Source organism: Paenibacillus yonginensis, assembly GCF_001685395.1.
GTDB classification, from domain to species: domain Bacteria; phylum Bacillota; class Bacilli; order Paenibacillales; family Paenibacillaceae; genus Fontibacillus; species Fontibacillus yonginensis.
The window spans coordinates 2,668,747-2,691,213 of record NZ_CP014167.1 but is presented as its reverse complement, the minus strand read 5'-3'; the positions used below and the strand labels follow the sequence as shown (position 1 = coordinate 2,691,213).

At 41.6% G+C, this 22,467-nt stretch carries 24 protein-coding genes; 21 read left to right on the top strand and 3 right to left on the bottom strand.

What is annotated here, in order from left to right:
• Positions 1 to 20: 20 nt before the first annotated feature.
• From AWM70_RS12280 to AWM70_RS12260, 5 genes are all read left to right on the top strand, one after another.
• The gene (locus tag AWM70_RS12280) at positions 21 to 902 is read left to right on the top strand and encodes a phosphoribosyltransferase-like protein (protein WP_068696776.1); all 882 of its coding nucleotides are present in this window, start codon (positions 21 to 23) and stop codon (positions 900 to 902) included.
• Positions 899 to 1,216, top strand: a complete 318-nt coding sequence (locus AWM70_RS12275; protein ID WP_068696774.1) for a hypothetical protein — start codon at positions 899 to 901, stop codon at positions 1,214 to 1,216. Before AWM70_RS12280 ends, AWM70_RS12275 begins: the two co-directional genes overlap by 4 nt.
• 280 nt (positions 1,217 to 1,496) lie before the next feature.
• Complete coding sequence (locus AWM70_RS12270) at positions 1,497 to 2,558, top strand: retron St85 family RNA-directed DNA polymerase (RefSeq protein WP_068696772.1); 1,062 nt, start codon at positions 1,497 to 1,499, stop codon at positions 2,556 to 2,558.
• A gap of 378 nt (positions 2,559 to 2,936) precedes the next feature.
• Positions 2,937 to 3,443: an HIT family protein gene (locus AWM70_RS12265; protein ID WP_068696770.1), complete on the top strand. Its 507-nt coding sequence runs from the start codon at positions 2,937 to 2,939 to the stop codon at positions 3,441 to 3,443.
• 264 nt (positions 3,444 to 3,707) lie between these two features.
• Positions 3,708 to 4,037, top strand: coding sequence for a DUF3024 domain-containing protein (locus AWM70_RS12260; protein ID WP_068696768.1), 330 nt, complete (start codon positions 3,708 to 3,710; stop codon positions 4,035 to 4,037).
• A 420-nt stretch (positions 4,038 to 4,457) separates the two neighbouring features.
• Here the strand turns inward: AWM70_RS12260 and AWM70_RS24305 are convergent, their stop codons facing one another.
• A complete protein-coding gene (locus AWM70_RS24305; RefSeq protein WP_229716897.1) occupies positions 4,458 to 4,508 on the bottom strand; it encodes a putative holin-like toxin in 51 nt (16 codons plus the stop codon).
• Positions 4,509 to 4,856: 348 nt separating this feature from the next.
• Here AWM70_RS24305 and AWM70_RS12255 point away from each other — a divergent pair, with 348 nt between their 5' ends.
• From AWM70_RS12255 to AWM70_RS12205, 13 genes are all read left to right on the top strand, one after another.
• Entirely contained in the window at positions 4,857 to 5,510 is a 654-nt protein-coding gene (locus tag AWM70_RS12255; RefSeq protein ID WP_151208747.1) for a hypothetical protein, read from the top strand.
• A gap of 339 nt (positions 5,511 to 5,849) precedes the next feature.
• Positions 5,850 to 6,092 (top strand): hypothetical protein, encoded by a 243-nt coding sequence (locus AWM70_RS12250; protein ID WP_068696764.1) that lies wholly within the window; start codon positions 5,850 to 5,852, stop codon positions 6,090 to 6,092.
• Complete coding sequence (locus AWM70_RS12245) at positions 6,092 to 6,472, top strand: retropepsin-like aspartic protease (protein ID WP_068696762.1); 381 nt, start codon at positions 6,092 to 6,094, stop codon at positions 6,470 to 6,472. The genes AWM70_RS12250 and AWM70_RS12245 overlap by 1 nt, the downstream gene beginning before the upstream one ends.
• 312 nt (positions 6,473 to 6,784) lie before the next feature.
• Positions 6,785 to 6,880 (top strand): competence inhibitor ComI, encoded by a 96-nt coding sequence (comI, locus tag AWM70_RS23865; RefSeq protein ID WP_219930283.1) that lies wholly within the window; start codon positions 6,785 to 6,787, stop codon positions 6,878 to 6,880.
• 447 nt (positions 6,881 to 7,327) lie between these two features.
• On the top strand, positions 7,328 to 8,560 hold the full coding sequence (locus tag AWM70_RS12240; RefSeq protein WP_068696760.1) for a hypothetical protein: 1,233 nt from the start codon (positions 7,328 to 7,330) through the stop codon (positions 8,558 to 8,560).
• Between the two features lie 236 nt (positions 8,561 to 8,796).
• On the top strand, positions 8,797 to 9,192 hold the full coding sequence (locus AWM70_RS12235) for a VOC family protein (protein ID WP_068696758.1): 396 nt from the start codon (positions 8,797 to 8,799) through the stop codon (positions 9,190 to 9,192).
• Positions 9,193 to 9,540: 348 nt separating this feature from the next.
• A complete protein-coding gene (locus tag AWM70_RS12230) occupies positions 9,541 to 10,020 on the top strand; it encodes a DinB family protein (protein ID WP_068696756.1) in 480 nt (159 codons plus the stop codon).
• Between the two features lie 307 nt (positions 10,021 to 10,327).
• Positions 10,328 to 10,804 (top strand): DinB family protein, encoded by a 477-nt coding sequence (locus AWM70_RS12225; RefSeq protein ID WP_068696754.1) that lies wholly within the window; start codon positions 10,328 to 10,330, stop codon positions 10,802 to 10,804.
• A gap of 131 nt (positions 10,805 to 10,935) precedes the next feature.
• Entirely contained in the window at positions 10,936 to 11,073 is a 138-nt protein-coding gene (locus AWM70_RS22775; protein ID WP_083180270.1) for a PhzF family phenazine biosynthesis protein, read from the top strand.
• A complete protein-coding gene (locus tag AWM70_RS12220; RefSeq protein ID WP_068696752.1) occupies positions 11,073 to 11,309 on the top strand; it encodes a hypothetical protein in 237 nt (78 codons plus the stop codon). The genes AWM70_RS22775 and AWM70_RS12220 overlap by 1 nt, the downstream gene beginning before the upstream one ends.
• Positions 11,310 to 11,350: 41 nt before the next feature.
• Complete coding sequence (locus tag AWM70_RS12215; protein ID WP_068696750.1) at positions 11,351 to 11,941, top strand: phosphoglycerate mutase family protein; 591 nt, start codon at positions 11,351 to 11,353, stop codon at positions 11,939 to 11,941.
• A gap of 350 nt (positions 11,942 to 12,291) precedes the next feature.
• Positions 12,292 to 12,837 carry a GNAT family N-acetyltransferase gene (locus AWM70_RS12210; RefSeq protein WP_068696748.1) on the top strand — a complete coding sequence of 182 codons (546 nt, stop codon included), beginning with the start codon at positions 12,292 to 12,294 and terminating at the stop codon, positions 12,835 to 12,837.
• A 71-nt stretch (positions 12,838 to 12,908) separates the two neighbouring features.
• The gene (locus AWM70_RS12205; protein ID WP_068696746.1) at positions 12,909 to 13,379 is read left to right on the top strand and encodes a GNAT family N-acetyltransferase; all 471 of its coding nucleotides are present in this window, start codon (positions 12,909 to 12,911) and stop codon (positions 13,377 to 13,379) included.
• Positions 13,380 to 13,410: 31 nt separating this feature from the next.
• Here AWM70_RS12205 and AWM70_RS12200 read toward each other — a convergent pair whose 3' ends face one another.
• The gene (locus tag AWM70_RS12200; protein ID WP_068696744.1) at positions 13,411 to 13,941 is read right to left on the bottom strand and encodes a VanZ family protein; all 531 of its coding nucleotides are present in this window, start codon (positions 13,939 to 13,941) and stop codon (positions 13,411 to 13,413) included.
• A 334-nt stretch (positions 13,942 to 14,275) separates the two neighbouring features.
• Complete coding sequence (locus tag AWM70_RS23260) at positions 14,276 to 14,467, bottom strand: hypothetical protein (protein WP_151208746.1); 192 nt, start codon at positions 14,465 to 14,467, stop codon at positions 14,276 to 14,278.
• Between the two features lie 103 nt (positions 14,468 to 14,570).
• Here AWM70_RS23260 and AWM70_RS12195 point away from each other — a divergent pair, with 103 nt between their 5' ends.
• The 3 genes from AWM70_RS12195 to AWM70_RS12185 all read left to right on the top strand — a co-directional run bounded on the left by AWM70_RS12195 (position 14,571) and on the right by AWM70_RS12185 (position 22,423).
• Positions 14,571 to 15,269, top strand: coding sequence for a response regulator transcription factor (locus tag AWM70_RS12195; RefSeq protein WP_068696742.1), 699 nt, complete (start codon positions 14,571 to 14,573; stop codon positions 15,267 to 15,269).
• Positions 15,247 to 17,460: a sensor histidine kinase gene (locus AWM70_RS12190; protein ID WP_068696740.1), complete on the top strand. Its 2,214-nt coding sequence runs from the start codon at positions 15,247 to 15,249 to the stop codon at positions 17,458 to 17,460. Before AWM70_RS12195 ends, AWM70_RS12190 begins: the two co-directional genes overlap by 23 nt.
• A gap of 286 nt (positions 17,461 to 17,746) precedes the next feature.
• Positions 17,747 to 22,423, top strand: coding sequence for an endo-1,4-beta-xylanase (locus AWM70_RS12185; protein ID WP_068696738.1), 4,677 nt, complete (start codon positions 17,747 to 17,749; stop codon positions 22,421 to 22,423).
• Positions 22,424 to 22,467: the final 44 nt, after the last annotated feature.

The following is a 22,467-nucleotide window of genomic DNA, read 5'->3' as shown; positions in this document are numbered from 1 at the left end:
TTGAAAAAGGAATATTATCAATGAACAGAAGAAGCGAAAAAAGTAACCGAAGTCTCAGTATCGAAATATTGACCCGTCTTTCTCAGATATTCAATAGTAAGTCTTGGGAAATTGAAAATGATAATCCTGAACAACCAAGTCTTTTTAATCGTTATTGTTCACTATTGTCAGATTTAACAGAATCCGAACAATCTCTTATACTAGAACTTACAGAAAGGTTTACAAGGATTTCTTCTAATCAGTATAGTTATCATATTAAACAAATAGTTGATCAATTAGCCCAAGATCCAAGATTTAATTTAGCACAGATAAGCAATATTTTTATTGCTCCCTTGATCTCACCAGAAGATTTAAAGCTAGGAAAAGTAAAGAGTTCATTAATGGTTCAATATGCTTTTCCAGAACAATTAGCATATAATATGTATTTTTCAAATAAGAACATTTCTTTTGTTACTGGCCTAAATGCTGATAGCTCGAATATAAATAATGACAGCAGTCTTTTGCTTGTTGTTGATGACTTTATAGGATCAGGTGACACTGCTTGTTCTGCTCTTAATTATTTATTACATGATAAGAAAATATCTAGGGATAAGATGATTGTAGCATCTATTGTGGCTTTAAATCAGGGAATAACCAAAATTTCAGAACTTGGAGTACAAGTTGTTTCATCACTTACATTTTTTAAGGGGATAAGTGAACATTATTCTTTAGAAGACAGGGTGGGCAAATTAACTCTTATGGATGAAATTGAAAGGAAGATTAAAGTTCATGAAAATGAGAAATTAGGATATGGTCAATCAGAGGCTCTTGTAAGCATGATTAGAACGCCTAACAACACCTTTCCGGTATTTTGGAAAGAAAAGAAGGGAAGGGTTGCTCCATTTCCGAGGAAAAACTTTTGATAACTGACGAAGATTTAATTCTTTTACTTCAATTAGTAAAACGAAACGGTAATATTGAGTCTCTTCATAATAGAGGATATCAGTATTCCCAAATTGCTGCGCTTATTAACATTGTATTTGAGAAGAATTTAGCTTACTATACAGAGGAGGGATTGAGCCTTACGGACGAAGGTGAGGAAGCTCTGAAAATTTCTAATAAAAATCTTAGAAGAAAAAACTCTGAAGCAATGATTAGTCCACAGACTGAATATATAATAAATAAAATAGGTAAATATGATATTTATTTACCAGCAAGCATTAAAAACTTGAGGTAGCCCTATTAGACTTTATGTGGTTTATCCACAGGTTTGACGAGTCGTCAAGCTAAGAAGAACCTTATTTACTAGCCTTAGTGACAATAACTTTCCCTTCCGCCAGAGTCTCCAGAAAAAGTTATTATCACAACTCCGGCTTCGCCTACGTTGACACTTGTTTGAAATTAAAGTAAGAGGCTGTATAGGAAGTATCTCTAAAGGCAACTTTAATTCCAATCAAGTGTGAAGATGAAAAGAAGATTGGTAATAGGGTCTACCAATAAATAGTAAGGTGAAACTAATGAATTGGAATGAATATAAAAATAAATTCTATTATTTTGCTAAATTTCATAATAAAGATGATAATTATATTAATGATTGCATTAATTATGCAGAAAAGTTATTCTCTAAAAACTTACCAGTTATCTATGATGTTACTCATTTCTCGTATTTAGTGGGCTATAAAGAATCTTATATAATGAAGGTGGCTAATTCACAATCACCTTTTTATCGAGAATTTCTAATTCCTAAAAAGAACAAGGACGAATATAGAGAGATCAGTGAGCCGCTTCCAAACTTGAAAGTTATTCAAAGATGGATTCTTGATGAAATATTACACAAATTAAATCCAAGCCCATTCTCTAAAGCATTCAGAATTGGTTACTCAATTAAAGATAATGCAAAGTATCATAGGAAGCAAAAATTAGTTCTTAATATGGATATTAAAGACTATTTTAATTCCATTAGTAACGACAAGGTTTTTATGTTTTTTAAATCGCTTGGTTACTCCAAGCAGGTAGCGCTAGTCCTTTCAAAGCTTTGTATTCTAGATAATGGATTGCCCCAAGGAGCCCCAACAAGCCCAATGCTTTCTAATTTAGTTACACAACAAATAGATAAAAGAATAGCAAGTTTCTCTGCTAAACATAACCTTCGATATACACGCTATGCAGATGATCTAACCCTATCTGGGGATTTTGATGAGGGATTCGTAATAAATTGTGTTAAACGGATATTAAATTCTGAGGGTTTTTGTATTAACGAAAAAAAAACTAGAGTACGTAAACAAAATCAGCAACAAGAGGTAACTGGAATTGTAGTTAATGAAAAATTACAAGCCTCAAAAAAATATAGAAAAAACCTAAGGCAAAAAATGCACTACATTAAAAAATATGGCTTTGAAGATCATATAAGTAAACTAGAAATTGATAATAAAATAAAGTATTTATATCACCTTTTAGGGACGGCGAACTTTATTCTAAATGTCAATCCTTATGACAAAGAAGCTAAGGATTCATTTGAATATTTAAAACAGTTGCTTTTTCATTATAAGTTAAAAACTAGCATTAGTGAATTTGACTAATTCCATCTGGCGACATTGATGGGATTAGTTTTTTATTTATAGCTCAAAGTGGTTTACCTGTTTAAAGCGTTTGATGAAGGTTTAGTGAGAGCCCTTAACAAGCGAATTTTTAACGCCAACCTTGAATAGTGTAAGCATATCATAGAAGGCGGGGACATCTTATAACATCATATCCACGCATCGGAGCTGTCGGCTCCTCGGTCCGCGAGAAGCAATCGGCAGGGTGAGCATATTCAGCGGACACATCCCCACCGACTAACTACGCAAGCGCAGCCGGCTCTGACGGAGTCTTAAGTCGGTGGGACGTCGTGGATACACAAACGTTAGATGAAATTACGATGCAAGTTCTTATCAAAATCAAAAACTATGAGGTGCATAATGCCAAGACTAATTACATTGGCTGATGGAAGATCAGTAGAAGTTGAATGTGTAAGCTGCGCATTGACAAGTGGTTTGATTTCTTCAACAGGTGGAGTAATTTTTGAATCAAGCAACTTTCATGTCCATCAGGATATTGCTTACCCAATTAAAGGGTTAGTTATATTGGCTTCAAAGAGGCATTTTTACTGCATGGATGAATTAACAGATGAAGAGCGATTAGAATTTATTTCGTTAATCCATAAGCTCAGAAGTGAACAAAGAAAACGATTGGGAATTGAAAAGGTCTATTATTTTTATAATGAAGATACAACACATCACTTTCATTTATGGATGGTTCCTAGATATGAATGGATGTACCAATTTGGAAATTCAGTAGAATCATTAAGACCGGCATTATTACATGCAAGGAATAATATGAATGACGATGAGAATATGAAGAGTGTCGAAGAAGGGGTTAGCATACTAAGAGAGGGCATGAGGGATTTTGTGAGTAGTTCAATGTAACTTCATCTAACACCGTGTTCACGCATCGGACTAACTCCCTAGGTCTGGCAGAAGAGTAGGCGGGGAAGTGGATGCAACCAGACAACCCTGCGAGGCTAAGTCTTCGACCCGGCTCCCGTTGGTCGCCTTAAGCCTCTCGGGGTCGTGAACACAAGGACGTTATGAGAAATCCTTGCAACAGAGATATAAAGATGAATAAAATCTAAAGACCAAAACCTAAAATCGAGTGTGTGCATCTGATACCACCAAGAGGAGTTAAAGACTGTGGATGACTTCACAAAGAAACGAATAGAAAGAATTATGGACAAGTATACGAAGAACAGAATACCACAACACTTACAAGATCGGATCAGAATGAATTATAAGATCAGAGGGAATAACGTGACTTTAATAGAAGAGCGTCCTGCATTCAAGAGTGATCAATGGGTTCAACATGATGTAGCACAATTCCGCCAGAATCAAAACCAATGGAAAGTATATTGGAAGGACAGTAAAGGAAAATGGCATTATGTAGAAGAAATAGAACCGAATGAAGAATTTGAAAGACAATTAAAGATAGTAGATGAAGATAATAGAGGAATATTTTGGGGGTGAATCAGGGAAGGCAAGGACATCTCATAACAACGTATTCACGCTGCGGAACCTGAAGGTTCCTAGGTCGCCTAGAAGTAGAAGAAGCGGGTTCATAGAAGTGAATTCGGTAGCAGGGAAGCGGAATCAGGCGACAACCACTGCGAGGCTAAGTCCTGCCGGACCCAGTCGCGCTGCTCCTTTAAGCCTCTCGGGTTCGTGAATACAGGAACGTTAAGTGAAATTACTGCGATAAAAAATCACAGACCAAATATAAATAAACTTAACAAGAAAATCTATAAAACCGTTATAAAATCAGTTATAATGAGGTAAGAATAAGTAAGGAGCCGTGCGCGAACACGGCTCCTAAGCACAATAACTGCATAAAGAGCAGTCGGCCGCTAAGTGGTGGTCGAAATAGACCGTTACCTTAGGGAGGGCGGTCTATTTCTTTTTCATGTAGGTAAGAAGCGCCAAAATGAACATGCCAAACATGAGCATTAAGGTGAGAACATCTTTAACCTCCACAGGCATCACCTCCCTTCCGGGAGACTAGCCGACCGTCCTTCAAGCCGCATATTGTACCAGAAAATTATAACATATAAGACATGATGAAATATCATAAAAATACTATAAATAACTAGAATACATAGGAAACAATATAAATCTGTATAACTTATATGAGAATGTAAATACAAAGAAGGCAGTAACATCACTTAACAATGCATCTATGCTGCGGGGCATTTGCCCCTTGGTTGTCAGAAGCAAGCTCATAGACGTTAACTCAGACAACACACGACCCGACCTAAGATTAGAGTTATCTAAGGCCAGGTCACGTCATAGATGCGGGAACGTTATAAGAAATCAGCGCAAAGAACACAAGAAACAGGAGATGCTATATTTATGCTCGCATTAGACGCAAAAAATAGGTTCTTCGAGACATCTATTGATGGGAAAAAGATCATCAAATTTATTACTGGCGGAAAGTGTGAAGTCGAGGTTCTTGTTGATGTAAAAACATGGGTAGAATATCTTCACAAACATCATTGGACTGCGATAAAAAAGGATAATTATATTCAAGTTAAAACCAGTATAGATAAACATTCTCATAGACTTCCTAGAATGATAATTGAGAATGAATACTCCAAACTAGATTACTGGGGAAATACTATCGATCACGAAAATAACAATCCAATGGACAATAGACTATCTAACCTTCGGATTTATAATAGTAAGCTAAACGTTACTAACATCAGAAGTAAATACAAAGATGATGATATGCATTTGATCTATCCGCAATACAGTAAAGTAAAGAATGGGAAACGGATTTATGGATACAAGGTTCATACTAATATCTCAGATGAAACAAAATATAAGAATTTCAAAACCAAAGAAGAAGCAAAAGAATACCGTGACAATATTATATTGCCCTTAATTGAATCCAAAATTGAAGAGCTCAAAAAAAGTCAAGGGATATTGAGTTTGAAAGAGGATTGAGAGACAAGATAGTAAACAATGAAATAGATGAAATTCTCCCAAGTTCTTGAGAAATATAATCTAGTGAATGTTATTCAAAGAAGTCGCTGACTTCCAATAACACTGTATTCACGCATCGCAGCCTGGTGGCTGCTCGGTCCGCCCGAAGCATTTTCGAAGAAGTGAAAGCCAGGCGGACAACCCTGCGAACCTAACCGCGCTGCGACCGGCTCCTCCGGAGCCTTAAGGTTCTCAGGTTTGTGAATACAAGAACGTTATGTGAAATTCTATCAAGTGCTAATATAAAGACCGAAATATGATACAATTAAAGCAAATTCAATACGTTTGGGGGAATCAAACGTGAAGTGGAAAGAAGTACGAGAAATCTACCCGAATCAATTTGTGAAATTTGAAATTTTACATTCGGAAGAACGGAATAACGAACAGATCATTGACGATGTAGCTGTCATAGGACCAATTAAGGAAGAAGATGCAACGGAGGAGTTATTAAATAGTAAGAATAATACGTTAATTTATCACACTTCAAAGGATCAAATCGTGGTGAAGATACGTAAAGCAATAGGGTTAAGGAGAACCATCTGATGCAAATTGAATATAGAGATGGATTATTATTTACTTCTATTAAGATAAGATTTAAAGGAAGAGAGAAACAGATTGAAAATATAGTAATAGACACGGGAGCAAGTCATACTTTAATTTCCCAGGATGAAGTCGATGATATTGGAATTAGAGTATCCATGGAAGATGAGATTATCACTAGCTATGGAATTGGCGGTAAAGAACATGCATTTGTTAAGAAAGTGGATTCAATTGAATTAGGGGAGTACAAACTTGAAGATCCTTCCATAGATTTTACATCGTTTCCGTATGGTAGTATTAATGGCTTACTAGGATTGGATGTATTATTAACAGGGAAGTTTATTATTAATTTGAACCAACTAGAACTACGGAGTCTGCTATAAGGATTGCAGGCTTTTTTTGTAAGAATTTTTGAGTATTTTCATTGAAGAGATAGAACTTCAAATAACACAGTGTTCACGCTTCGGGCGTTTGCCCTCGGTCTGCTGAAGATAATCCGAAGATGTGTAGGCTGCAGACACATCCGACATTTGTAGGGCGTCGTGAACACATTAACGTTAGACGAAATTAACGGGTACAAGAATAATTAAAGTATCGAACATTTGTTCTTCACCTTATTGGGAGATGATGGTACAATAGGGAAAGACAATTGAATCTTGGGTGGGCATGGTTTCCCTTCGAAAGGAGGTGAGGCCATGGAGGTTAAGGATGCTCTAACGATCATGTTTCTGTTTGGATCGTTTATCCTTGCACTATTAACATACATCAACTCTAACAACAAGAGAAAATAAGAACCCACCCCAAGGTTGACCGCCGAAGGTGGGTTCTTATTCGTCTAGACTCTAGAAGGGATAACCCCATCCAAGCCAATTGTTCGCCGAGTGTTTGCCGCACTCGGCTTCTTTATAGGTATGATAACATAATTGGAAAAAGAAGTGAACAGAAAAAGTTGTCAAAGAATATTGAATAGCATAATAAAGGGCGATAAAAAACTGAAATTGAAAATCGAATTAAAACGAATTAAGGCGCAATAAGAGAATGTTGAAAGAATATCCAATCGTTTGTGAGCAGCGCAAAGAAGCGTTAACCTTGTCTAACATAATATTCACGCATCGGGCATACGCCCCCGGTCCGGCAGAAGGATTTCAGGGAAGCAGAAACAACCGGACACACCAAGCATTCGCTGGGCGTCGTGAATACGGGAACGTTAGGTGAAATCTTGAATTCAGGAGGATACAATGAAGCAATCAATATTGAATGAAGTTATAGAATTCTATACAAAGTCATCAGACTTTAATGGAATTCCTTACTGGAATTTAGCAGAAAAATATTCGCAAGATATGCTCGTAGATATCCTCATGGAATTAATAGAGGAAAAGAAAGTCTCTGCGAATTTTACATTGAATCCACATATTAAACAATTTGAAGATTTCCCTCTTGATAAGCAGATCAATGCTATAAAGAATAAGACTTCAAATGTATGTCTATACCCAACAGAATCTGTATTACTAGAAACATTGCCAGAAAGTCATGTTGATAAGCCCTTTACAAGAATGCTTTATTTTGGGAAACCACAACTTGAGCCTCTTTTTTTTGAAATTAGCGTTTTGGAACAGTATTTCTCAGATCCTCGATATAATATTCACTCTTCGGACTATTCTGGTTCAATTCATTACTCCTCAGAAAATGAATTAAGAGAAAGTGATCAGATTCTTCTAGATACATTTGGGATAGGTTACGACACTAATAATGATCGAGTAGTGGCAGTATATCTAAGATATTTAAATGATCTTACCCCAGAACATCAGCAAAGATGGAAAACTTATTTGATTACTGATGGAAATTGCAGGATTGCATATGAATATTATCAAAATACAATTGCTGGTGAGTGGGCTGACAACGCTTCAATATATGATGCTTTTGTTGAAGAAATATATCATATAAACAAGATGTCTTTATTAATGTTTGAAGATAAACTATTTCGTAATGATTTTAAGGAGAATAGACCAAGTGAATTCCGAACTATTTTCCTACCAACTAAAGAAAACTTCAATAGTTTTATACTGACATTGGATAAAATGATGTCAGAAAATATAAATAAGGATTTTTTTAAAGGAAAGGTGGACCTTGAGGTTGAAACTGAACGAGAAGATGGAAAGATATTAATTAACCAGAAAGGTACAGTTCAACTACTTGATGAATGGCTTAGAAAGTCGATTAAATTGAAGGATGAAAGAGACTATGGATTGGTTATTAAGCCCTTCAAGAAGATACGGAAATTACGGCAGAAACCAGCGCATGCAATAAATATTAATAATTATGATAGGTCTATATTCAAAGAACAAAATAATATCATTCATGAGTGCTATGTTGCAGTAAGGATGATTAGACTTTTGTTTGCCAATCATCCAGCAGTTAGAGACTATAAACTACCTGAATGGTTGTACAATGGTAACATCAAAATTTTTTAGCATTTGCAAAGAAGTCAAGACCTCACCTAACACCGCATTCACACATCGGGGCTGACGCCCCTCGGTCCCGGAAGTGGAGAGCGAGGAAGTAGATGCCGTGACACATCCGCACCGATTAACCGCATCGCGGCCAGCCCTAACGGGCTTTAAGCCGATTGAACGTCGTGAATACAAGAACGTTATACGAAATAGCATGAGAGCATGAAACATATTAAAACATTTTGGAGGCTATCTTTATGGAGAGAGGAAGAATCTTAGGAATTGCCTATAATGTTATTCCAGTTGCCGACATAGAACGTTCAGCAAAATGGTATGTTAAACATTTTGGATTCAATATCAGAAATCAAAGGAATGGATACTTGAGTTTGTTTAGGGGAAATCGGCCAATACTTGATTTAATTCAAAGTGATAATGACACAAGAGCAGTATTCGAAATTAACGATAAGAAAAGATGGATTATAACCTTTTTTACAAATGATATTGAATCTTTACATTCATATTTAAAATCCGAAGATTTGAAAGTTGGGAACATTAGTGATGAGGGCCAATTTGGAAAATTCTTTGTATTAGAAGACCCTGACGGTAATCTATTTGATGTTTGGGAACATCACGATTGCGAATTGATTTATTAGAGTATTCCAAAAAGTCTTGCTACTTCATATAACATCGCATTCACACATCGGGCGCCGTCGCTCCATCGGTCCGCAGGAGACATTTGTGGGAAGCGGATTCAAGAGAACACCTGTGAGGCTAAGTCTTCGACCTGAGCTGGTGATCCCTTTGTTTGATCGCCTTGGCAGCTTAAGACCTCTCGGTTTCGTGATTGCGAAACTTCGAAGAGCTGATGTGAATGCAATCTCAGAGGAGCAGTATACAATTAACATTCTGATTTAGGTTTGAGAGCTAAACTAAAGAACAGGAGAACACAATTATCTCGCAATGGAACGAGTATCAACGACGTCTTTTTAGGAGGCTACCGGATGTTAAAACTATTCGAGTATAACTGGCAAGTTCGCAGAGATTGGTTTGATTGGTGTGAAACTGTAAGTGAAGAAGAATTGCTGAAACAACGCACCGGCGGTATGGGGTCCATTCTCCCTACGTTGTATCACGTAGTGGCAGTTGAGTATGGTTGGATATGCGGTGGAATACAAGAAAAAGCGATTAATATCCCACAGTTCAAGGAAGTGGCAAGCTTACAGAAGATAAAAGATTTATCCGATCGTTGCCACGAGGAACTAGCTCCGTTTGTTTATGATTGGAATGACAGTCTAGAAGACCGCATTATGATTGATATTACGGATGAAGGGGAAAGGGAGCCCCATAAATTCGGAGAAGTGATGCGGCATGTGATCGCTCACGAGATCCACCACATCGGTCAATTATCTATATGGTCACGAGAAATTGGTAAGAAGCCGGTTACTGCAAATTTGATTGGCAGAGGGTTATTTGATAATTAACGTGTTATAGATCAAATGTCAAAAGCTAATCTAGTCAAAGGCAGAAGAGATCAAAAGTAAGCAATGAAGATCAGATCCATGTTAAGCAAATTCGATGAAGTCGGAAGAATCGCATAACAACGTATTCACGCAGCGGGCCTGACGGCCTTTGGTTGACAGAGAAGCAAATTAAGCGGACAACCCTGTACTGGCTAAGTCCGTCGGAACCAGCTGCTGACGCTGCCTAAGCAGGTGAGGGTTCGTGAACACAACAACGTTATAAGAATTGGGGCAAAGGCTAAAAAAACAACATAAAGGAGTAATGTACATGGCGAAGGCCTCTGTGGAAATGGTAGAAGAATTCAAAACCTTCATTGATTTTGTACAAGAGTTAAAGATGATAGAGGAGGAACATTGGAATAGTCCCATTTCAGAAGGGAAATGGTCATTGAAAGATGTTATATGTCATATCATGCTTTGGGATATATATTTTTATGAGGAAGGCATAGAGAAGATCAAGCTTGGTCAATCCGTGACTGTAAGGCATTTGAACTTTGATGAATTCAACGCTAATGCAAGGGAGTATGCAAAGACTCAAACAAGAGATTCTATCATGAACCAATTCTTTGAATACAGAAACAAGATCATTGATGATATCACCGGATTACCAGAGGAGGATTATATAAAGGAATATAAAGATGGAGACGGAAAGAAGTTTTCGATTAGGGGATATTTAAGAGGATTTATTCCCCACGATAAACATCATAAAAAACAAATTGAAAAGTACGTAAAGTCAATACAATAAAGTGTAAGCGAATCGGGGATTGTCCCAACAGCTTATGGTCTGCTGGATGAATTATAGGATGCATTTCAGCAGATACATCCGACTTTGTAGGGTGAAAATTGGCTAAATGTATATTGAAGGTAGGTAAATAGATGAAAAAACAAAAAGTATTGCATTATGATGCGTTTACATCTGTTGCAAATAAGGGCAATCCAGCTGGAGTTGTATTGAATGCAGACCATTTAAGCGATGAATGCATGCAATCAATCGCTAAAGCGGTTGGATTCTGATGAAAGCTAAAGAAAAGAAGCCGCTCTTAGGAATTGGAGTGGAGGTCGAGGAATGTTTTATTCACTGTGCTAAGGCATTCAAGCGTTCAAAAGTTTGGGAAACTGATTCGTGGGAGGATAAGGATGCAATGCCCTCGATTCCAGTTATCCTATCAGATCATGTTAATTCCACTGAATTTACGACAGAAATAATAAAGAAAGGACTACAAGAGAGTTACGAAAAGAGACTTTATTAAGAGATTTATTATCTGAAGGAACGAACTTAGGGGGCAACTCAATGGAGCTAATCTTTATAAGACATGGCCATGGAGAACATCTCCTGGATTATCCTAACCGATTAAATTCACTCCATCCTGGATTGACTGAATATGGTATTCATCAACTTTATCAACTTAAAAATCAAATTTCAATTCTCCCTGATGATTTAGTTATTGTTAGTCCAACGAAGAGAACCATTCAAACAGCTGAACAGCTTATTGGAGAAAAAGAAAAACCATATTTTGTATCGCCATTTGTAGGCCCTCGAATGTACCCTCAAAACCCAGACTCACCGTTCTTTGGTTGTGATCAGATCTATAGTAGGAAAGAAATTAATGAAATAATGGGGGAAGAAAGAATATTGGATTTTGGTTTGAAAGATTGGGGAGAGGGAATTAATCGGATGGATCAAGATCTTTTTAAGTATTATGGCATGCAATTATTAGAATGGTGTATATCGAATAGTACAAGAGCTTACATCATTTCTCATGACGGAACAATAACAAATTATCGATGGCTGCTGGGGGAAGAAGGCCTTACAAGAAATGATTTTCTTGGAGAGGCAGGGATATACCAAACATATTATGAGAGTAACGCGAACAAGTCATGATCATCCGGTAACACAGCTTCCGAATCGGAGGTGATAAGGCTTTGAATTTGATTAATAAATTCCTTATCCTCAGTACGACCGTTCTAACATTAACCGCTTGTAAGACTTCTGTTTCCAGCACATCTTCTTGCCATTTGGGAATATGACAGTAAAGAGCAATATGAAGAAATTGAACGGAATGTTAGAAATCCTGAACAAACTAAGAAGGTTAATGCTTGGTACGATAGTCAAGGCGGAAGAGAACGAGTGTATAAAGAATGCATTTTCCAAGTGAAGGATTCGGAATTAATTTCAACGCTATAAACGTTAGATGAAATCCATACGCCTCTTACGTCTAAAGGAGTAAAAAAATGTTCAAATACGCAATAGATCATTCATTATTTATATCATTGCTGGAAACCGGAGATGCAGAAAGCCTGTTCAACTTAATTGATCGGAACAGGAGTCATATAGGCGAGTGGTTAAAATTTCCCAATGTTACTTTGAAGGTAGAGGATTCAAGAAACTTTATTGAAATGGTAAGAATGAGATACGCAAGGAACGAAGGATACTGGTTAGGGATATGGTTGGAAGAGAAACTAATTGGTTCAATTGGATTCTTATTTTTTGATTTTGATAATAAAAAAACAGAAATCGGTTATTGGATCGACAAGGAATACGAAGGACATGGATTAATCTCCAAAACTATAAAAGTTTTAATAGAGTATGCCTTTAAGGATCTCGGATTAAATAAAATTGAAATTGGGATGGCCGTTCAAAACTTACGAAGCCGTGCGATTCCAGAGAAATTAGGATTCAAACATGAAGGTACAATTAGAGATTATGAATACATTAATGGAAAATATCTCGATAGAATGATTTATGGACTTAAAGCTAATGAGTGGAAAGCTAAATAAGTGGAAAGCAGATTGCCGGCCTTGGGTCTGCAGAGAATTATCGAGGAAGGCCAGAAATGAGGTTGAATTAGATGCTAGAAGGCAGGATTAGGGAAATTTCTGTAACCGATTATCACGATATTTATTTGTTGAATCAAGATTTCAATCCAAATTTGCATGTATTTTCGGAAGAGAGAGTAAAAGAGAAAATTGAGATCATCAGTAATAAAACGAAAGATATCATTTTTGTCTATGAACAAAATAACGAGGTAATAGGATATATTCACGGCAGTCCCTATGAATTACTATTTTCCGACTCGCTTATCAATGTATTAGGTTTTGTGGTTAAAGAAAGATTCAGAAACCTTGGTATTGGCAGCAGGTTAATAGAATGTCTTGAAGAATGGGGGAAAGAAAACGGATATTCCGGGGTGAAGGTGTTATCCCATCCGAGTCGAAAAAACGCACATCGCTTCTACGAAAGTCGCGGGTACAAATTTACAAAGGACCAAATGAATTTTGTGAAAGATTGGAACAATTCGAGTCACCGTTCTTCGGAATAACCAGTTTTTTTCCAATGCCCATTCTAAGGGGTCACTTCAGTCGAGTCCTAAATTTATGAAATAGTCGATAAAGAACGAAACCTAGACTTGCACCTAAAGTATTCAGCATAAGATCATCAACATCAAAGGAACGTATAAAAGTGAAAAACTGTATAACTTCAACTAAAAATGAAGTAAGAAATCCTAGAAGGATTACTTTCCCCGGCCTGTTCAATTTAAACCTTAGTGGAATAGAAAAACCTAAAGGCATAAATAACAGAATGTTGCCAGCTAAATTCCTTAATGAATCCATATAATCAAAATCAAGTTGAGTTAGGTTACTAAGTATGGTCGCAAAGGGAGTCAGGTTCATGAGCTGCAACGGGTTTCCTTTTACCATATGTGTAGAAAAAGGGAAAGGAAAGAGGGTTAAGGAGTAGATAAAAATGACTGAGAAATAGAAAAGCGCTTTAATCAGTTCGATTTTTAAGGAGAGTTGTTGTTTAACTACCAGAACAGTAACGCGGTAAACCATCCAAGGAATAGTTAATAATATGAGTGAATCTAAGCCCATTCTAATCATATTTGATCTCCTGCCAGCCTGGTGATTTCTGTTGACCATTTTATTATAAATTCTTCAACTCATTTTCTCCCGTATGGGGCATTTCCTCGGTTCACCGCGAAGGTTCTGAGTCGAAGGTACTAAATGGTTATGAAGGATATCCGGAAAAATAACTTTATTTTCGGTTGGACTTGCTTTTCGAGTGGACTTGCCAAATGGATCATAAAGTGATGAAAGCTAAAATCGGAGGTCCTATGATGAACGTAGAGGATATATTCAAGGATTTACCTGTACTCGAGACTGATCGAACCATTCTCAGAAAAATCGAAAAAAACGATGTGCAAGATATCTTTGCTTATTGATTAAAAAGGCTGGCGGAGCGTGGGAATTTAAAATGATTAGAAGCTCTCTTCTTTGGAATAGCTATACCGCGGCTGGAGCAATAGTCAGCTTTGCCACAGACAAGGACACTAATAAAGTTTAAACTGCCGGCAGAAGATGATTCCTGGTTGTACGGGGTCATCTTTTTTTTCTTCCCTTTAATCATTCTTCAGAATTCCTTAAGAATTTCCCTGACTCATTATTAAGAATCGGAAATTACAATAGAACTACCCAATAAGATAGAACGAAAGAGAGAGGGGGCAAGAGCTTTGAATACCAGTCATTACCGCGTTCTGGTTGTGGATGACGATCAGGAGATCCGGCGGGCGATCGAAATTTACCTGAAGAACGAAGGTATTTCGGTTGTCCAGGCTCAGGACGGGGTTGAAGCCATTGAAGTGCTGAACGAGCAGGAGATCCATTTGATTGTCCTGGATATTATGATGCCGCGCCAGGATGGAATCACCACGACCTTTAAAATTAGGGATCAGAAAAATATCCCGATCATCATGCTGAGCGCCAAAAGCGAGGATATGGACAAAATTTGGGGACTGCAGGTCGGAGCCGATGATTATGTCACCAAACCGTTTAATCCGCTGGAACTGATTGCCCGCATCAAGTCGCACCTGCGCAGGTATGTGTCGTTAGGTCACTATGAAGGCAAAAGCAAGGCGGTGGACCTCAGGGGATTGGTGCTGGATTCATCGGCCAAAGAGGTAACGGTTCATGGCGAGCCGGTGAAGCTGACGCCGATCGAATATAAAATCGTGGAACTGCTTATGCTCCATGCCGGCCGTGTATTTTCGATCAACGAGATTTACGAGCGGGTTTGGAAGGAGCCGGGTTTCAACGCCGACAATACCGTCGCGGTACATATCCGTAACATTCGAGAGAAGATCGAGATCGATCCTAAAAATCCGAGTTTTTTAAAGGTGGTCTGGGGAATTGGATACAAAATGGAAAAATAGCCTGCTGATGCTGGTTTGGGTAGTCCTGATCACGCTGAGTGCCAGCACATTGTTTCAGGTGGCTCAGACCCGCAGCACATATTTTAAGAAAAATTATTTTTATACGGCGGAGTATGCCAACCAGGTACAGCAGCTGATCAATTACGTGAATCAAATGGATTTTAACGAGCTTCCGTCCGATCAGGACAAACCCAAAATCATCGTCACTCAGACGGAAATTGAAAACTACCGCAGCCGGTTAGGCAGCTTGACTGGCCAGATAACAGGGATCAAGAATCAATATGAACCACAAATTCAGGAAGCGCGGGCTTCCGGTAATGAGGAGCTCGTGACCTTTTTCACCAAAGAAATGAACAGCAAAATTGCCGATATAACGGCTGATTACACAAGTGATGATACGATCAAAAGCAAAATCGTGGAGGAGAAGGAACAGGAGATCGACGAGTATGTTCAAGAGCTGGAGAGATTTCGTTCCCATTATACAAGCTTTCAAGCCTCGTTCGTCTACCGACTAGTAGAAACAGAAACAGGCAAAGTCTTTACGAATGTGGCTTCCAGTGACGGAGGCAGCGCGGATACCAGGCTGAAAAGCTCCGGGATGAGGTTCCTTCATACCTACCGTTCGTTAACGGCATCCAATCAAGCCGTCTATACCAACTCTCAGGTGGATCAAAGTGCGATTGACTTCAAATATGGAACCTATGAAGGACAGATTGGCGTCCCTAAATCCGCACCGGAGAACTCTCCGATCATGGCGGAATTTCATATTTATGAGAATAAACAGATCACGTTTTTGATTTATACCGGTCTGGGTTTGTTGGCCTTTGCGGGCTTGATTTGGATGACTCGCCGGTATCGGACGGAAAAGCTGTTTGGTTCCACTGCTCTGGTGGCTCCTTATTACAACCTGATTCCACTCGACTTAAGAGCCGTCCTGCTGCTCATTACAGGGCTCACGGCGTTGGTACATTTGCAATGGGCACAAAATGCCTTGGGGTATGGCTTTAGCCTTGGAGATATGATTTATCATTCGCTGACGTATGTATTGGTGAATACCTTGTTGGTGCTGCTGCTGGTCTTGCAATTGGGAATGCTCATCAAAGAATACCGGAATGAGCAAGCCTTTAAAGAAGCCCTGCGCAGAACCGTCATTTTCTGGATTTATCAGCGTCTTAGAGAAGCGGCGTTAATTAAGTCGCTGATGTTCCAGGCGTTGTTCGTTTTGGCGGTGGCTTTCGGGGCGGGCATCGGATTTGTTATAGTATGTATTCAAAATGAAGCGATCGTGATTTACGCGATTCTTTTAATGCTTTTTGTGCTTCCTGCTCTTTGGCTGACCTTGAAACGGATCAGTTATTTCAACCGAATCGCCACCCATACGGCCCTGCTGGTCAGCGGCAATTTGGAGCAAAATCTGACTGTTGAAGGCGAATCTCCACTGGCTTCACTGGCAGCGAACATTAATTTGCTGAGAAACGGCGTGAAAACCTCACGCAGGGAACAGGCCAAAAGCGAAAGACTCAAGACGGAGCTGATCACGAACGTCAGCCATGATTTACGGACGCCGCTGACTTCGATCATTACGTATACGGAACTGCTTAAAAACAAGGAGCTTTCCGCAGAAGACCGGCAGGCTTTTGTGGACATTCTTGACCGCAAATCACAGCGGCTGAAGGTGCTGATTGACGATTTGTTCGAGGCCAGTAGAATCGCCAGCGGACAGGTTGAGCTTGCACAGGAGCGAGTGGACATCGTGCAGCTGCTGGAACAGGCACTTGCCGAATACAATGAGGCCATCAAGCAGTCCGGTCTTCAGCTCCGGGTGACCACGCCAGACAATCCGGTTTATGTATGGGTGGACGGTCAAAAGCTGTGGCGGGTATTCGATAATCTGATCGGCAACTGCGTCAAATATGCGCTTGAACATACGCGGGTTTATATAGCCGTAGAAGCCAAACCCGGACGAACGGTCATTACGTTCAAGAACGTAACCAAATATGAGCTGAGTGAAAATATCGACGAGTTGTTCGAACGTTTTAAACGTGGGGACACTTCACGCCATACGGAAGGTTCCGGCCTTGGTCTGGCTATCGCCAAATCGATTGTCGACCTTCATGGGGGAGAGCTGGACCTCGATATTGACGGCGATTTGTTTAAGGTGACGGTTACGCTGGAGGAGAGGCTGGAGTAGCAGCGGCTGGTTAAAATAGATTAAAAGTTCAGGATAAAAGCACTTTTGAATCCGCGGTTTCCGCGGATTTTTTTGTGAACATTTCTGACAGCTAACCTCCCACTATCTTTAAAAATCTCAGTAAGTTCTTTAGTTCCTCGGGTACCGCTAATTTTGCAGCCCCCTATAATGGAGCTTGGGGAAGGAGGGAAGACAAAAATGTAAGCGTTTCCCTTTGAGGTTTTTCCTCATAGGATTTACGTTGCTCGGTTTAACACTACGATTTGGAGGAGAGTGACAACAAACAATGCGTATAGGGTTCAAAAAGGGGATCTCCCTTGTTCTCGCAGCTGCGCTGCTTGTCCCGCTGGGATGGCGTGCGCCGCTTACCCAAGCTGCCGAAGCTCCAGACATCCCCGTCCTTTTATACCATGTGATCAGCGACAATCCGCAAGGGGAGTACCAGTTCAGCACGGATCAGTTCGAGCAGCAAATGAAGTATCTGCATGACAACGGCTATACGACGTTAACGGCGGATCAGTATGTGGATATCGTTGCAGACGGTCAAGCTGCCCCCGACCATCCGATTTTACTTACTTTTGACGATGCCACACCTGACTTTATTTCAAATGCGCTTCCTATATTAAAAAAATATGACTTCAACTCTGTTCAATTTGTTGTCAGTGATTGGATTGGCGGCGGGTACAGCATGACGAAAGCGCAGCTGCAGGAGCTTGCCAATGAATCAAGCGTCAGCCTGGAGAACCATTCCAAAACCCACAACAACGATATTTCCCAAGGCGGAGTCTGGACGAACCAAATCACCAAAGACCAGGCACTGGATGAAGTAGCGGCCGCAAGCACCTTCCTGCAGGATATTACGGGCAAACCCTCGGTATTGTTCGCCTACCCATACGGCGCCTATAACCAGGAGGCCAAGGACGCGCTGAAGGACAGCGGCATCCAGGTTGGATTCAAAGCCGGTCCTGGAGACGAAGGCCCTTATGCGATGGGACGAATTCTCATCAAAAATGGGGATACCCTCAGCACCTTCGCCAGCACTATCGGAGGACCGGCCCCTGCGGATTCAGATGAGCCTGAGGGTTCCGAACCTTCAACCCCTGCCGGAACGGTCGTGCTTAACCAAGGCTTTGAGGATGGGCAAACCGGGGGCTGGGCTAAGCTGTCCTGGGGATCTAATGGTGAAACTTCCGTTGTGTCGGACCTTGCAGCCGAAGGCAGCAAGTCTTTGAAATTCTCGAATCGGGCAGATGAGAAGGCGATCCCTGCTCTCGTTTTAACCGATATTTTAAAATCTGAACACCAGTATGATATTTCCTTAAAAGTAAGACTCGGTTCCGGCAGCGGACAATTTCATTTAGGGTCCAAAATAGATTCGACGCTGCTCACGAACCAGTATCCTTGGATCGTCGGCAATCAAACCGTAACGGATACCGACTGGACAACATTTGCAGCCAAAGCCTATGAAATTCCGGCGGATACTAAAGAAGTGATCATTTGGGTGGAACCGTCGGAGAACACGTTAACATCCGATATTTACATCGATGAAGTGGTGATCACGGATGTCACGTCCGGGCAATCCGATCCGGGGGAAGTGGATCAAACGGGGATTACAGCTGATTTTGAGACCGACACGCAGAATTTTGTTGCTCGAAACGGACATGAAACGGTAGAACTTACTACGGAGGATAACCACACGCCTGAGGGCGGACAAAGCTTGAAGGTAACCACGAAGGGCCAATATGACGGCGCATTGGTGAATGCAGCCGGCAAGATGACCAAGAACAACCAATATGAACTGTCTGCCTGGGTGAAGATGGCGCCTGGACAAAGCCCGACAAGACTGCGGATCAGCGTGCAATCCGGGGACAGCACGTTTACCAACGTTTCGCAAAATGCCACCGTCACAGACAGCGATTGGGTGCAGCTAACGGGGAAATATACGCTTGCCGTTACCCCGACTGTGCTCAACGCCTATATTGAAACTGCTGATAATGACGGCGGCGACCGAACCTTTTATCTGGATGATTTTCAGCTAACTTATTTGGGTCCGGTCAATGCTCCGCCTCCGGTTCAGCAGGACATTCCAAGCCTGCAGGAGGTATACAAAGACGATTTCTTAATAGGCAATGCCGTGTCCTCCACCGACTTTGAAGGGCAAAGACTGGAGCTGCTCAAGAAGCATTTCAACGTCGTAACGGCAGAGAACGCCATGAAGCCGGAGCAGGTTTACAATACAAACAAACAAATTGACTTCACTGCGGCAGACGCGCTGGTTAGTCAAATTACAGCTGCTGGTCTTAAGCTGCACGGCCATGTGCTGGTGTGGCACCAGCAGACACCGGAGTGGCTGAATACGGGAGAGGATGGCAAGCCGCTGACCCGGGAGCAAGCCCTGGCGAATATACGCAGTCATATCGAGACCGTAATTGAGCATTTTGGGAATAAAGTTATCTCCTGGGATGTTGTTAATGAAGCGATGAACGATAATCCTTCCGATCCGACGAATTGGAAAGCGGCGCTTCGCAGCTCGCCTTGGAAAGCCGCGATCGGGGATGACTACGTAGAGCAGGCGTTCCTTATAGCGCGGGAAGTGCTGGACAGCCATCCGGATTGGGACATCAAGCTATATTACAACGATTACAATGAGGACAATCAGAATAAAGCTACAGCCATTGCCAGCATGGTTCAAGAGCTTAACAACAAATACGCATCCGAACATGACGGCAAGCTGCTCATCGACGGCATTGGCATGCAAGGGCATTACAATCTCAACACGAGGTCTGAAAATGTGGAGGCGTCGCTGGAGAAATTCATCCAGCTTGGCGTAGAAGTGAGCATTTCCGAGCTTGACGTGACGGCGGGAAGCGACAGCAAGCTGACCGATAAGCAAGCGAATGCGCAAGGTTATTTATACGCCCAGCTTATGAATATTTTTAAGGAGCATGCCGAGCATATCTCCCGCGTCACCTGGTGGGGATTAAATGACTCTTCAAGCTGGAGAGCTTCACAGAATCCTTTGCTGTTCGACCAGAATCTGCAGGCCAAAAAGGCTTATTACGGCGTAGCCGATCCGGACAAATACATGACCGAATACACGCCGGAGACGGAGGAGGCTCGTGAGGCAACTGCCTCTTATGGCACGCCGCAAATCGACGGCATCGTAGACGACGTCTGGAATCAGGCCGCCGAAATCCCGGTTAACAGGTTCCAGTCGGCTTGGCAGGGAGCTTCCGGCGTGGCTAAAGCCCTTTGGGATGATCAAAATCTTTATGTATTGATCCAGGTTGCGGACACGCAGCTGGACAGAACCAGCGCAAACGCCTGGGAGCAGGACTCCATTGAAGTGTTCTTGGACCAGAACAATGCCAAAACAACCTCTTATCAAGAGGATGACGGGCAATACCGGGTCAACTATGCGAACGAAACTTCCTTTAATCCGGAAAACATCGGCAAGGATTTTCAATCGGCGGCTCAAATGAGTGGGACGAATTACACGGTTGAAGTGAAGATCCCGCTGAAGCACGTAACACCGGCTAATGATATGAAGCTTGGTTTCGATGTACAGATCAATGACGCGAAGGATGGTGCCCGTCAAAGCACGGCCGCATGGAATGACCTGACCGGCCAAGGTTATCAGGACACATCCGTATACGGGATTCTGTCGCTCATGGGCAAACCGGCAGGCGGTGGAAACGGCGGGGGCGATAACGGTAGCGGCAATGGTGGCCATAGCGGCGGAGGAAGCACAGGCGGAAGTGGAGGAAACTCGGCTAACAACCAGCCGGCCGTTCCCGATAACGGTGCAGACACGACTCCACTGCAAGTGACTCTCGAAGGCGGTCTCGCCAAAGCTGCTCTCACCGCTGATCTTCTGAAACAGAAATTGGAGCAAACGGCTTCTGCTGCAGACGGCGTGAAAACAATCGTCTTCGAAATCCCGAAACAAACCGGCGCCCAATCTTACGAAATCCAATGGCCTGTTCAAGGTCTGCAGGGGCAGGATAACTACAAACTCTTGCTGAAGACGGAATTTGCAGCCTTTACGCTTCCAAGCAGCATGCTGGGAAGTGCGGCCGAGAATGCAGAACAAGCTTCCGTCCGTATAACTAAAGCTTCACCGGACAATTTAAATGAAGCTGCCCACAAGCAGATTGGAAATCGTCCGTTGATCGATCTCAGCTTTGCCTTGGATGGCCGTGTGGTGCCGTGGAATAATCCGCTAACGCCAATAACGGTAAACATTCCTTACACGCCGGCCCCTGAAGAGCTTAATCATCCAGATCAGCTTGTCGTGCTGAATGTTGATGAACACGGAAAGGCAACGCCTGTTCCAAGCAGCCGATATGATGCGGCTGACCAAGGGCTCGAGTTTAAGACAACTCATTTCAGTATCTTCGGGGTTGCAGCAGTTCCAAACACCTTCGGAGATTTGCAAAACGTTCCTTGGGCTCAGCAGGCAATCGGAGCCTTGTATGCTCGCGGCATTGCCGAAGGAACGGCAGCCGACCGCTTCTCGCCTTCGAGCCGCATCACGAGAGCAGCTTTTATCTCGCTCCTCATGAATACGCTTGAACTGAAAGGCACGGGCAGCAGCGCAGCGGTGTTCTATGATGTTCAAAACACAGCAGAATATTTTGGGGAACTGGCCGCTGCGAAGGAATTAGGGATTGTCACGGGGAATGAGGACCAACTTTTCCTGCCTAATCAGCCAATTTCCCGGCAGGATGCGATGGTCATGGCCTCGCGTGCGCTTAAGACAGCAGGCCGAACAACCGAAGACCGCAGCTCTCTCGAGGTTTTTGCCGACCAAGCAAGCATTTCCGATTATGCGAAAGCTAGCGTCTCGGCTATGGTGGGCTCCGGCTTCGTTCAAGGCAAGGGCGGCAGCAGGATCGCACCTCTGGATTCCCTTACCCGGGCTGAAGCAGCAGTGATTCTTTATCGGATTTGGAGCAAATAGGGCTAAAAATAAACAGGTGAATCCTAGTTTGATGGGACTCACCT